Source organism: Phytoactinopolyspora limicola, from assembly GCF_011320225.1.
GTDB lineage: Bacteria > Actinomycetota > Actinomycetes > Jiangellales > Jiangellaceae > Phytoactinopolyspora > Phytoactinopolyspora limicola.
This window is the reverse complement of sequence record NZ_JAAOEN010000003.1, coordinates 572,796-586,001: the sequence shown is the minus strand read 5'-3', so window position 1 is coordinate 586,001 and position 13,206 is coordinate 572,796. Positions and strand designations below refer to the sequence as shown.

At 60.6% G+C, this 13,206-nt stretch carries 8 protein-coding genes; 6 read left to right on the top strand and 2 right to left on the bottom strand.

Annotated features, from left to right (window positions below; all coding sequences use genetic code 11):
- Window positions 1-40: 40 nt before the first annotated feature.
- Complete coding sequence (locus tag G8760_RS11615) at window positions 41-934, bottom strand: arginase family protein (RefSeq protein ID WP_166351022.1); 894 nt, start codon at window positions 932-934, stop codon at window positions 41-43.
- Between the two features lie 609 nt (window positions 935-1,543).
- Here G8760_RS11615 and G8760_RS11610 point away from each other — a divergent pair.
- The 4 genes from G8760_RS11610 (at window position 1,544) to G8760_RS11595 (ending at window position 5,015) form a co-directional block, all read left to right on the top strand.
- Window positions 1,544-1,864, top strand: a complete 321-nt coding sequence (locus tag G8760_RS11610; RefSeq protein WP_166351020.1) for a nucleotidyltransferase family protein — start codon at window positions 1,544-1,546, stop codon at window positions 1,862-1,864.
- Complete coding sequence (locus G8760_RS11605; protein ID WP_166351018.1) at window positions 1,861-2,268, top strand: HepT-like ribonuclease domain-containing protein; 408 nt, start codon at window positions 1,861-1,863, stop codon at window positions 2,266-2,268. The genes G8760_RS11610 and G8760_RS11605 overlap by 4 nt, the downstream gene beginning before the upstream one ends.
- Before the next feature lie 626 nt (window positions 2,269-2,894).
- Window positions 2,895-3,989, top strand: a complete 1,095-nt coding sequence (locus G8760_RS11600) for a hypothetical protein (RefSeq protein WP_166351016.1) — start codon at window positions 2,895-2,897, stop codon at window positions 3,987-3,989.
- 507 nt (window positions 3,990-4,496) lie between these two features.
- Window positions 4,497-5,015, top strand: a complete 519-nt coding sequence (locus G8760_RS11595; protein ID WP_207782255.1) for a hypothetical protein — start codon at window positions 4,497-4,499, stop codon at window positions 5,013-5,015.
- Here G8760_RS11595 and G8760_RS11590 read toward each other — a convergent pair.
- Window positions 5,012-6,259, bottom strand: a complete 1,248-nt coding sequence (locus tag G8760_RS11590) for an IS30 family transposase (RefSeq protein ID WP_343074396.1) — start codon at window positions 6,257-6,259, stop codon at window positions 5,012-5,014. The genes G8760_RS11595 and G8760_RS11590 overlap by 4 nt on opposite strands.
- A 417-nt stretch (window positions 6,260-6,676) precedes the next feature.
- On the opposite strand from G8760_RS11590, the gene G8760_RS11585 reads away from it, so the two are divergent.
- Window positions 6,677-7,078, top strand: a complete 402-nt coding sequence (locus tag G8760_RS11585; RefSeq protein WP_166351012.1) for a hypothetical protein — start codon at window positions 6,677-6,679, stop codon at window positions 7,076-7,078.
- Between the two features lie 1,408 nt (window positions 7,079-8,486).
- Window positions 8,487-12,977 carry a CHAT domain-containing protein gene (locus G8760_RS11580; RefSeq protein WP_207782253.1) on the top strand — a complete coding sequence of 1,497 codons (4,491 nt, stop codon included), beginning with the start codon at window positions 8,487-8,489 and terminating at the stop codon, window positions 12,975-12,977.
- The last annotated feature ends 229 nt before the right edge of the window (window positions 12,978-13,206 follow it).

The window sequence follows — 13,206 nt, the reverse complement described above, 5'->3', positions numbered from 1 at the left end:
CCTGCATCACGTATCCGCGCCGCAGAGCTGATCCCATGCTTCATGCCTTGGCCTGAATGGTCTTGCGGGTGAGGTTCACGATCGTGTTGGCATCGGAATGGTCGGGGTCTTGTTGGGGGTCGTAGATCGTCACGCTCAAGCCGATGCAGCCGCCGGTGTTTGCTGCGGTGGTGAGCTGGTTGAGATTCAGGCCGTCGGGGTCATCCGCGTGTTCGGGTAACCCTTGGGCTTGGAAAACCGTGGGGTCGAGGACGTCGAGGTCGAGGTGTAGCCACCACTGTTGTGCGTTTGTTCGTAAGTGGGCCGTGGCTGCCTTCGCCGCCTTGTGGGGATCGTGGCGCATTTGGTCCAGGTTGCGTGACCACACGCCGATATCGGCTAGGGAGCCGGCATTGAACTTTCGCCGCCAGTCTGCATCGTGCTGGCCGAGCATGGCCAGGTTGTCGAAAACGAGGGCTGGTAGGTGTGTTGCGAGAGGGCCGGTGAGGAGGCGGCCGGTGATGCCGAGCAGCAGTGCGATCTCGCAGTTGGCGGCCTCGCCATCCTCGACTACATCCAGCGGCATGGTGTCCTCGTGGCCGTCGAGGAACAGCAGGCCGGGCTGGTCGATCGCCTCATGCAGGGCGGTGACCACGCCCAGGAGCAGTGAGCAGTCCGCGCCGACCATGACCGGGAACCGTTCGGCGGCCAGCACAGCGGGGACACGTTCGTGTAGTTGTTCGGTCATGGCCAACAGTGCGGGCTCGTTGAGCAGACCGGTCTGCGGGCCCCGGGTGTTCTCGCCTTCCGGCAGGCTCAGATCACCGGTGTCATGGACGGTATGCGGCGCTAGAGCCACCACCAGACTTGCTTCCCGCAGCGCGGAGGGAGCCTGACTCTGGTGGCCGGGGCGGCCGTATCCATCGAAGGGCACCCCGATCAGCTCGATCTCCACCGGTTCTCACCACGATCCGGTCGCCGCTGGACTCCGTCCGGGTCGCAGACGTCCCACCCGGCTGGCAGTGCTACGCCGAGGCGAAAGCGTTCCGCTGATCCCTGACGATTCAGTGTCCCAAGTTGCCTGCGGCGACTTCAAATAGGTGAGCCTGAGTGACAGACCGTCATCGTCGACATTTACAGCAATTCCTCGCAGCCGGGGGAGAGCTCCGTCGGTACCGCGTCGCCGGCGCACACTGACCTGCCCGCGCTGTCTGTCGTGTTTTTCCGTATGAGCCCTTCGGTGCACGTGTGTGGGAGTAGCGTGACAACGTTGCGTCCTGCGACGCTTGGTTCGTGGCTCCTGAAGAGCATCTTGACTCAAGCCGGCCAGTAGAGCGGCAGGTCAGGCGGTTAGGTCGAGGATGGTGTGCGTGTGGTAAGTGGCCAAGTCCCCCTCGGACACTCCGTAGGTCTCTGACCTGCAAGGATGCGTGATCTTCGGTGTGTCGCCGATTTTGAACCCGGAGGTCGTTGTGATGCGTCGGCCGGGCGTGGCTACGCGCTTGGCGCTCGTGGAGTGTGCGGCTAGTCCCCGAAGGAGTTCGACTGAGGCTACGCTGGTGCTATGAGAACGAACCGCCTGCCGAGTAGTGTGCTGCGTCGGACGTTGGATCTTCATCGTGACGAGGTGCAGGCTGTGTTGTGCCGGTACGGCGCGTCGAATCCGCGTGTGTTCGGCTCGGTAGCCCGCGGTGAGGCACGAGCCGACAGTGACATCGACATTCTGGTTGACCTTGACCCGCAGGCGGGGAACGCGTTGTTGCGGGTGGCCGGGCTGGGGGAGGAGCTGTCGCTGGTTCTCGGGGTTCGCGTTGATGTCGTTACAGAAGAGTTTCTCCGTCATGGTGTGTCGCAGGCGGCTCGTGCGGAGGCTGTCGCTTTGTGAGCCGCAGTGACCGTGAACGTCTGCTAGACATGCTCGACGCGCTCGATCGATGTCTGCGTTTCAGTCCTCATCTCGATGCTGTCGACCCCGTGCTGTCGGAGATGGCGTTTGACGCTGTCGTGCGTAATCTTGCGGTTGTCGGGGAGGTCGCGCGTGTGCTTTCGGATGAGACTCGTGGCCTCTTCGAGGCGGTGCCGTGGCATAGCATCGCTGGACTGCGAAACGTCGTGGTCCACGAGTACTTCCGCATCAACGCAGACGTGGTCCGCGACGTGGTCGATTCTGAGCTGGCACCTCTCGCCGACGCTGTGCGTGAGTATCTCGAAGAGTCGGAGCAAGACACGCCAGCCGATCTAACACGAGCCGATGCCTCTGTCGAACCAGCCGACGAGGACATTCAGTAACATCATCTCGGGTCGTCGCTGTGGAGGCAGCTTCGTTTGCAACGATCAACGGCCCAGCACGAGCACCGTCTGCGTGTGGTAGCTGGTCATGTCCCTCCTCGGACACTCTGTAGGTCTCTGACCTGCATGAATGCGGGTAGAATCGACCGGGTGGGGGTACTTGCACCCCCACCCGGTGCTCTTTCTAGGTCGTCGTGTGATTCGCGTTGTGGTCTGGCTTGGATGGCGTGATGCCTGTCGATGCCGAGACCTGCGGGCAGCCTCCTTTGCCAGAGGCCGCACCTCGGCCGATCCGAGCGGCGTTGTTGCCCGAAGCGGCGGGCGTCTTCGATCGCGAGTTTCGTTGTCCTCGGCGGAGGCGCCAGAGACGCTGGACTTGACAGGTGTGTTTGCTTTGTTGTGTCGCTGGCGGCAGGCGGGTCGCGAGCCGAGCGGACGGGACGGCCCACCGTACGGATGCACTGGGACATCTTCCAGCCTCGACCGTTGGCACGGCGTGAGTTGTGGTAGCTGGCCCGCATCCCGAGTCTGCTTTGATCGCAGAAGAGTCAGGCGCAGCCAACAAGATGAGTTGCGGCACCGCTCGAAGCCAAATGTCGCGTGGGTCTCTGACTACCATCAGGGTCATGCTCGGCTTCCACGCGCTGAACGCTCGCGACAACACGCTGCTTCCTTGGATCTTCTTCGAGCTCGCGGGCTCGGATCCTGCGGTGTTCCAGCGCACGATGCAAGCCGAGGCTAGGCAGATCCGCGACTTGCTGGCCTCGCGTGGCGTTCACTATGAGGATCTCAGGTCCGCCCTGGTGCCGACGACTAATGGTGTCCAGGCCGTTTTCCTCTACGACTGGTTGGATGAGCCGTCGTGGAACTATGCCGTTGCATTCTCCCGGGACTATCTCCCATGTCTCCGCGGTGACCTAAGGACGAGCATGCTTCACGGGGATCTGCATAACGGGCAAGGCGCCATTCCCGTCGATGCGTTTGAGGGAGCCCTCGTAAAGCCCCGCACCCAGCCTGTGAACTGGCAGACTCAGTACGCCGTCTACTTCAGCAATCTACATCCACGCGACGTTGCTCGGCTTCATGAGTCGCTCTCGAAACAACCTCGATATACCGGGTACGTTGACGTGTCGTTCACGTGCCCGGCCCGCGACTTCCTCCCCCAAACGGTTACGTCTCACTGGGTGATCCTTGGGGACAAGGCGATCTTGAGTCACGGCGGTGACGAGCCCCTAGTGAGCGACGAGGACCTGGTCGGATTCGATCTGCCGGCCCACGGCTACAAGGTGGTAAGTCTTCTCGACGCCTATTTCGAGTGTTTCCTCTCCTACAAGATCGAAGCGACGGACGCATACCAGGCGGTAAACGATCGGATTCTCAGCCTCGCGGCCATCACTGGCGAGCTTATCGACGTTGAGTCTGTCGAAGTGTTCGTCCACCCCGACAAGCTCGATAAGTATTTGCTTCGTGATGAGAACAAACTCAGGCTCATGACCAACATCGGGCTTCAGGACGTGACAGCGGACGAGCTCGCCGCTGCGATTAGGACGAAGCTCAGAAAAAACTACGTCTACGATTTCCGCTTCGCCCCGGACGGAACGCCGCTCTTCGCCGTCGCTGCCGAGTTCGATAAGCCAAACGAAGGAGGACTCACGCGTCGTCTCCTAGCGCTGAAACATGACGAAACGCGTGGCGCTATCAGTCTCGTGACGATGTACTGAACCGCAGGATTCTACGAACGGGATGATCCATGGCTACCAGGTGGCCTGGGACAGGTCATCGAGACTCCGGCAAGCAGGCGACGCTTGCGTTTCGTGCCAGCTGATGGTTAACAGCCAACTTGGCCACGGCGTATTGACCTAGCTGCGACGTGGCGGTTTCCAGCCCTGCCGTCTGGGGGTCAGTTTTCACGCGCCGCTGACAGCCGACAACGGCGGGATCGAATCAATGCGTCTCCATGCTGTCGGCCTTCGCGCGTTGGATTCGACCATGCAGCAGCGGTCGCGCCAGACCGCCGTCGGGTGGGCTACCCATTGGCGTAGCGCTGGTGTCTTGCGAGGATCGGACGGTCTCTGGAAGCAATTGGAGGCTCGTCATTTCAGGTCGTGACACGGCACTCCGCACAGGGCAGACTTGGTGTATGGATTCCTGCAGCCAGGTCTTCGAGCAGTTGAAGACTTTCCGCGACGTTCTTGGATCCGCGGCCTAGGTCTGATCGGGATGACAACATGCCGATCGTGACGTTCGCCGATCTGCCAGAACCCAACGAAGTCACGTACGCCGAGGGGCGCCGCACTACACGGACGTACGCAAGCAAAACCTTTACCGCGGTCTTCGGTCAGGACCAGGGGCACCCATCGCGTTACATCTACAGGGTTTTCGATGAAACGTCAACCGATGACGACGATGACTGGGAGTGGGCGAACGAAGTGGTATTCACAACACCTGGCGGGCGCAAACAGGTTCAGCTTCAAGTAGCACGTTCAGCGGGTGCCGTACGTAAGGTCCGAATCCAGAAGGTTCCCACCTCGGGTGACCGCACTCGACTAGAGAACGTTCTAGAGCTCAACCGGGACCAGGCAACCCGCCTCATCGACATGTTGCGGGCCATCGATGCTATCCCGATCGAAGGTGAGAACACCGTTCATGTTGATGACCAACTGCTCCGCGATGTGTTCGCCGACCCCACGGCGATAGCTGTCGGCGGCAAGCGAATACTGAGCAGGGTTCGGCATGGCAGGTTCTAGTTAACGTCGCAACACGCGGACAGATTTGGAGAGGTTAGCAGTGCCTGGAACACCTCGGCCGGGGAGTGGTCGTTGAGGACGATTCTGGGCCGGTTGTTCAGTTCGGTCTCGACGGCCATGAGATGCTCCGGCGAGTAGGCGCTGAGGTCGCTGCCTTTCGGGAAGTAGTCGCGTAAGAGTCCGTTCGTGTTCTCGTTCGAGCCACGCTGCCAGGGCGAGCGGGAGTCGCAGAAGTAGACCGGTGCACCGAGCGACTTCGCGATGGTGAGGTGGCGGGCCATCTCGGTTCCTTGATCCCACGTGATCGAGCGCATCAGTGCCGGTGGCAGGTTGGCCATGGTGGATTTCAATGCCTCGTGAAGGGCGTCGCCGTCGCGTTGGGGAAGGTGCAGCAGGCGCAGCATCCGAGTCTGGCGTTCAACGAGTGTGCCGATGGCTGAGGCCTGGTTCCTGCCGATGATCAAGTCTCCCTCCCAGTGGCCGGCTTGGGAGCGGTCTTCGGGCTGGAAGGGGCGCTGATGAACGGTGAGCATTGGCTGCTCAAACCGTGGACGACGCCTATCGGTCTTCTGCTGCGCGCGCCGGTGATCCCGCCCGGTCCGTAGCGGCGAGCGCTTGTGCGGGACAAGCTTTGATGGCCTCAGCAGCACCGACCCGGGCTGGTAGACAGCCTGGTAGATACTCTCGTGACACAGCCACATCGATGCATCGCCCGGGAACCGGCGCCGCAGGTGGCGGCTGATCTGCTGAGGGCTCCAGCGCTGCGCTAGCAACTCAACGACCAGTTGCCTGAGTTCGGCGTTGGTCTCGATACGTCGCCGATGATGGCGTGCCCGTCGAGCGGTCGCCCGGCGGTGGGCCTCAAACGGCCGATAGCCGGCGCGCTGCCCGCTGCTGGCGTTGCGCCGCAATTCACGTGAGACTGTCGAGGGTGCCCGCCCGAGCCGGTGCGCGATCTGCCTGATGCTGACACCAGCGTAGTGTAGGTCGGCGATCTCGATCCGCTCGTCCTGCGACAAGAACCGCGGACTGATACGGCGTACCTCCAGCCGTTCCAACGCAGGAACGAATCCAACAACCTGGCCATGGCGGTACGTCTTATAACCGCGAGACCAGTTGTTCCCCGTCGTACGTGAAACACCGACTTCCCGAGCCGCAGCGAGGATGCTCCACCCCCGCTCCCGCAACTGCATAAACCGCGCACGCTTGGCCGATTGCGGACGCCGCCCCGGCCCTTTCTTCACCCGACGAGACGACAACACAACCCCAGACTCTAGGAGGTGTTGCGACCACCGATAGAAACCACCCTTCCGCTACCTGCTCAAAATTCAGCTGCCGTTGACATTATGAAGACAACCTGGCCGTCTCCAGTCGGATTGTCGATCGAACCAGTGCGCATCACAGGAAATTCTGTACTCCAGGCTGTTGCCGTTGCAGTTGGACAGCCTAAGCTTCTGATGTCGGAATGAGGGGTGGGATCTGGATGACGACGATTGGGAATATGGGTGGTACGAGGTCGCCGGCCGGTAGGTAGCCACATTTGTCGTTACCTGGTGCCGAAGCGAACACTGTAGCCGCTGAACGGCGGCGGCGTCCTCGGCGGCGACCGGAACGGTGGTACCTCTATGTTCGAGTAGCAGTCCTGGACGGAGGGGCGGGGAATGGGCTTTGAGGGCGTGGTCGCGGCGGCGCGGGCGGTGCGCTGGTACCTGCCAGAGTTAGTCGGTCCCGTAGCTGGCCAGATTGACGAGACACTGGCTGAGCTGCTGGCAGAGGAATGGGATGAGGATGTCGGAGTTCGACTGAGGCAAGTTATGGAACGTGCCGAGGGAACGTCGGCGTTCTTGGAGGCTGTTCTGGATGACACGCCGGACTTCCGCCCTCCTCAGGTTCGGTCGCGCACGCTCAAGAGCGACGCCTACGACGGTCTGCCAGGGCTTGTCGGGCAGGTCGAGGCGCCGATGTTCCATTGTCCGGCCGGAGACTACGACTGGTGGCGGCCAGCGGTGGGCACGCCGATTCCGAAGTGTCCGACGCATGAATGCATGCTCGTACGGGCCTAGGCGGCTGTTGTGGATGCTTTTTGGAGTCCGGTGATGACGAGGCTGGCCGACAGGTGGGCCGCGATAGCTGCGCCGGCAGTCGTCTTTTGGGGTGGCGCCGTGCTGACTGGCGTACTGGCCGCGGGTGGACCTAGGCGGCTGGCTGAGCTATCAGACTGGTTGGAAGGTCTGGGCGACGCCCTGCAGCTGGGTGTCGCAGTCGGCGGTCTGTGTGTGGTCGTTGCCTCCGTCATAGTTGTTTCCCGCTTGACGACGCCGGCGCTGCGGCTATTGGAGGGCTACTGGCCGGGGTGCCTTTCGCGTATTCGTTCCAAATTGATTGACAGGGCGCATGCCAGGCTCGAGAAGACCGAGTTGTCGTGGCAGGAGCTGCTAGCCAAACGACGCACCGACGGAGACTTGTCGTCGGATGATCAAGACGCGCTCGCAGTTCTAGAGCTTCGTCTACATCGGTTTCCTAGTGACCCCAGCAGGTTGATGCCGACGCGCGTGGGGAACATTCTGCGGGCAGTAGAGTCTCAACCTCGCGACAAGTACGGGCTTGACGGAGTGAGTACGTGGCCTCGGCTATGGCTCGTGCTACCTGACAGCACGCGGCACGAACTGGTGGCAGCCCGCCAAGCGTTGAATAGCGCCGTAGGCGCCACGCTCTGGTCGACGCTGTTCGCCGTGTTGATCCCATCAACCTTGCTCTTTGTCGGCCTCAGCAATCGATGGCCTGCGGGCGTTCTGCTCGTTGTCTGTGCTTTGTCCGCATCGGCCGCGGGGTGTGTGGCATATACGGCTATTCGGTGGTGGATGCCAGCGCGAGCGGAAGCGTTTGGATATCTTGTGGAGTCTGCGTATGACTTGTATCGCCTAGCTCTTTATGAGCAATTGCGATGGCCCTTGCCGACGGATCCACGCCAGGAACGTGAGGCGGGTCGTGAAATCACTGAGTATCTCTGGCGTGGGTCGGATAATCCCGCGCCGCGGTTCACGCGCTATCGTGCGGAGCTGATTGGGGAGCAGCCGGATGCGTGAGATTACTCTCTGGTCCTCGCCTGCACAAATTTCTAAGACGATTTGGCGTCGAACAAGATCCACTACTCATGCTTGATCCGAAGCGCTTCGCGGACCCCAACATTTCTGGGAGATATCCGCCGAACGGCAACTGTCGACAAGCAGAACGGCTCGCCATTGGACTACTCCACTGGCGCCACCTAGGTCAAGCAGAAGCGCGGACCAGGGAGATTGTGCAACATCCTTTTGGCGCTAATCAAGAGGGTGCGCGAGGTCTGGCTGACAGCGTTGCTCGAACATCCGAGGATGCTACAAGACTATCGCGACTGCCGACATTGAACAGCGCGCGAACTAACAGTCGGCGCTATCCAACACCTGCGACACGCTAGAGAGCGAGGATCAGACGATGCTAGACGCTGCAATCACTAATCTCGAGAATGCCGTGGCCGGCACTCCTACTGATTCCCCTGAATACATCTCACTTCTGGTTAACCTGAGTTCCGCCTTGAGTGTACGATACGGGCGTTCAGGTAGGCAATCGGATCTGGTCCGCGCGGTTGAAATGAGCGAGCAGGCGGTGCAAGCCACGCCCACGCACGATCCTAATCGGGCCGGTCGGATGTCGAATCTGGGTGTCGCGCTGCGGTTGCGATATGAGCGCTTTGGTGACCTGTCGGATCTCGACCGTGCCGTCGACATGCTTAATGGGGCCGACGAGGCTGCTCTCAGTGAGGATCCGGAGCGTGGAGGCTACCTCTACAATCTCGGGGTCGCGCTGCGCGTGCGCTATCGAAGCACCTGTGGACAAGCTGATTTGGATCGGGCAGTCGATGTGCTCGAGCGGGCAGATGCTGTGCTGCGGAGCCGCTATGAAGAGGCTGGTGACTTGAATGACTTGAATACTCAGATCGCCGTACTCGACGAACTTGTTGCGCTCCTTCCTGGCATTGAGCCCGCGTATGTGCTGGACAGGTTGGCGACTGCTCTTGCCCGCCGAGCTGAGCAGACTGGAGACCACGCGGACCTAGATCTGGCGGTCGATCTGAGCGAACGGGCTGTTGCAGCTGCACCGGAGGACAGTCCCGAGCGAGCTGCATACTTGTCCAATCTGGGGTTCACGCTTCGTCATCGCTACGAGCGCACCGGCGAGACTGGGGATTTGGACCGCGCTGTGGAGGAGAGCGAACAAGCCGTGGCGGCTGCACCGCCTGGAAGCGTTTATCGAAGCACAGCACTGACAAATGCCACAGTGGTCCTGGCTACACAATGCCGACGCACTGGTGAGCAAGCGCATTTGACGCGAGCCATTCAGATAGGCGAAAAGGCTGTGGACGCGATGTCGCTTGACAATCCTGATCGCAGGGAGCTGCTTTCTGATTTGAGCAGCCTGCTACTGCTCGAATACGACTCATCCAAGGAAAGGGGAAACCTGGACCGGATGGTCGAGTTAAGAGAGGACGCCTTGGAAATCACGCCCGCCACTGACCCTAACCGTGCGTTCTACCTGTCGGAGCTCGGTGTGGCGTTGGGGGACAGATTCGAGCGTACTGGGCAACTGGCGGATCTAGACCGTGCGATCAACCTGGTAGAAAAAGCGGTGACAGTCGCCGTAGCGGACTCCGACCGTGCTTCCTACATGTCTAACCTCGGGCTGTACTTGCGTAATCGGTACCGGCAAACCTGGGACCTATCGGACCTAGAGCGTTCCATCCAGACGGGAGAAGGTGCGATCGAAATCGGTCAACCCGCCGATCCGAACCGAGCCGTACATCTTTCCAACCTAGCCCTCGCCCTGGAAGATCGGTCCGAACAGACAGGTAACACCGAGGACGTCGAACGTGCAATCGCGTTGATCACTGAGGCATTTACCACTATCACACCCCGCCACCCGGATCGTGGGCACTTCATGAGTATCCTCTCGTCAGCACTACATAGACGTTTTCGCATACATGGCGATCGAGAAGACTTGGACCGTGCCGTTGAAATAGCGGAGGAAGTAATAACCATTCCGCCCACGCATCCGACCCGATCTGAAGATCTATCCAACCTCGGCGCCGTACTACGTGAACGATTCGTCCAGACAGGGGACATGGCGGACCTCGATCGGGCAATCGAGTTGGAACAACAGGCGCTAGCAGACGCTGGTGTCGATGACCGTAACCGGGCCGCCTACCTATCGAACCTCGGGCTCGCCCTATGCGATCGGTTCGAGCGGACCCGGGACCTCGCGGATCTGAATGGCGCAATTAACCTGGCGGAGCGAGGACTTGTCGACACTCCCGTTGGCCATGTGAGCCGTGCTACTAATCTTTCGAATCTTGGTATGGCGCTGCGGGCCAGGTTTGAGCAGAGCGGAGACATTGCAGACCTAAATCGGGCGATTGACGTGGGCGAAGAAGCTATCGCGACCACATCGAGCACCCAGCCCAACCGCGCTGACTACGTATCGAACGTCGTCCTCGCACTTCGGAGCCGGTACTCGCGGACCGGAGACTTAGCCGATTTGGATCGCGCCATCGAACTGGCGGAGCGGGGCCTCGTGGACACTCCGCTAGGCCGCATGAGCAGCGCTGCATATCTTTCTAACATCGGAATCGCGCTGCGGGCCAGGTTCGAGGGAACTGGCGACCTGGCGGATCTAGATCGGGCGATCGAGCTGGGAGAGGAAGTCGTAGCGGCCACTCCGGCTGACCATCCTCAACACATCTCGTACCTATCGAACCTCAGTCTCGCCTTGCGTGTTCGGTTCGAACGGACTGGAGTCTTAGAAGACCTGGATCGCGCGATCGAGTCTGGACGAGAAGCGGTCACGGCAAGTCCACGCAGCAACCCAAATCGCGGAGGAATGCTAGGCAATCTTTGCGCCGTGCTGCACGTTCGGTTCGAGGAGACCGCACAACTGGCAGATCTCGAACTGGCAGTAGAAATGGGAAGAGAGGCGATAGCGGCCACACGGCCAGCCGACCCCAACCGCTCAGGACTGCTGAGTAATTTGAGCATCGCGTTGCGCGCGCGGTTCAAGCGGCTAGGAAATCCAGCCGATTTGGACCGGGCAATCGAGCTGGGAGCCGAAGGCGTCGCCGCGATTCCACAAGATCACCCTGACCGCGCCACGTTCCTAGCCAATCTAGGTTCTGCGCTGGAGGACAGGTTCGAGCAGACCGGGCAGCAAACGGACTCGAACCGGGCGAAGGCTTGTCATCGCGAGGCCGCCGGTGTCACCTCGGCGCCGCCACTGGTGCGCGCCTCGTCAGCGGCTAGATGGGGCTTCGCCGTGGATCCGACCGATGCCCCAGGTGAGGCAGTCAGAGCGTTTTCCGCTGCTATTGAGCTGGTGGGTGAAGTGGCTTCACGGCGACTCACCCGGTCAGACCAAGAGCACCTGTTGACTGGGTTCCCAGGGCTAGGCTCAGCAGCGGCAGCCGCATGCGTGGAGGCAGAGCTTTCACATCGTGCGGTCGAGTTGTTCGAACAGGGCCGAGCCGTGTTGTTTGGGCGGGCGTTGGATACCCGCACCGACATTACCGACTTGGCCGACGTTCACCAGGAATTGGCGGAGTGGTTTACCGACCTCGTTGACTTGCTTGACAATGCCAATACTGCAGATAATTTCGCGATTTCACTGGACAACGCTTCTGAGCAACGAGCGCAGGCCAGCGCTGGCCTACATCGACGTCAACGGGCCGCCAGCCAATTGGAACAGTTGTTGACCGAGATCCGGACTAAGCCTGGATTCGAAACGTTCCTGCTGCCTCGCCCATTGGCAGAGTTGCTGCCAGCCGCTGAGTCGGGACCGGTCGTATTGTTGAACGTGGCAGAACGACGTTCCGACGCGCTAATCATGCACCCGGCCGGAGTAGATGTAGTGCCCCTTCACTCGCTTGAGCCGGATCTAGTGGTCAGACAAGTAGATACATTCTTCGCCGCACTCCATGAAATACAACAGTCGTCAGGATGGGAAGCGACACAGAGAGCAGAGTCCAGCTTGACGGCTGTCCTGGGCTGGATGTGGGATGCGATTACCGGACCTGTCCTCGACCACCTGGGCTACACAAACTCGCCAGATGAGGGTACCGGGTGGCCGCGTATATACTGGTGCCCGTCGGGCCCGCTAGCGTTCTTACCACTCCACGCCGCAGGGCATCACCACACGCGGTTCGATACCCAGCCGGCGGCAGTACTAGATAGAGTTGTGTCCTCTACTATCCCCACGGTCCGCACACTCCTAAAAGGGCGACGGCGGAATACCTTGCCGTCGGGAAATGCGAGACCAGGCTTTGCGGAGCACCGAGTGTTAGTAGTGGCCATGCCGCAAACACCGGCACAGGCCGACCTGCCCGGTGCGATAGCTGAGGCCGAACTGATCAACGAGCTCCTACCCGGCCGCGTCGATCTACTTGGAATGCCCGGCGGCATGCCCGCAACACGCTCCGCTGTCGTCGAGATGCTGTCCAACCACGCCTGGGCACACTTCTCGTGTCACGCGACAAGCGATCTGGCGGATCCCTCCTCCAGCCATCTGCTTCTGACGGACTACCAGGACCAGCCGCTGACGGTCCTTGACCTTACCCGATCTCGTCTCGAGGGGGTCGAACTCGCATTCCTCTCCGCATGCACGACTGCTCGACCTGGCGCAGACCTGCCTGATGAGCCGATTCATCTCGCAGCGGCTTGTCAACTTGCTGGATATCGGCACGTAATCGGCACGTTGTGGCCGATTGACGACCTGGACGCAGTTCGGGTTACCCGGACGATCTACGAGACCCTGATTGGCGCGGAGGCCGGTCCAGACGCCGACGCGGCTGCAATAGCACTTCACAAAGCCACGCGTAACTTGCGACACCTTTACGCGAGCCAGCCAAGTCGGTGGGCGCCTTACACCCATACTGGTCCGTGAGTCCTATACGACGTGCATGTCGTCGAGAACCGTGCAGAAGGCACGAGTCAACGCACGTCTACTTGAGTCAGAGCTGACACTCTGGGCCGTAGGGGAAAGCGATCGCTTGCGGAGCTGCGATGTCGATTGGGTTGACTGTAGAATGAATGTGTGTTCTCTTGCAGGGTGAGAGATAGCCGTTCGTGAAACGGGGCATGAACAGTTGTCTTCTGTTGTGTGCGACAGTTTA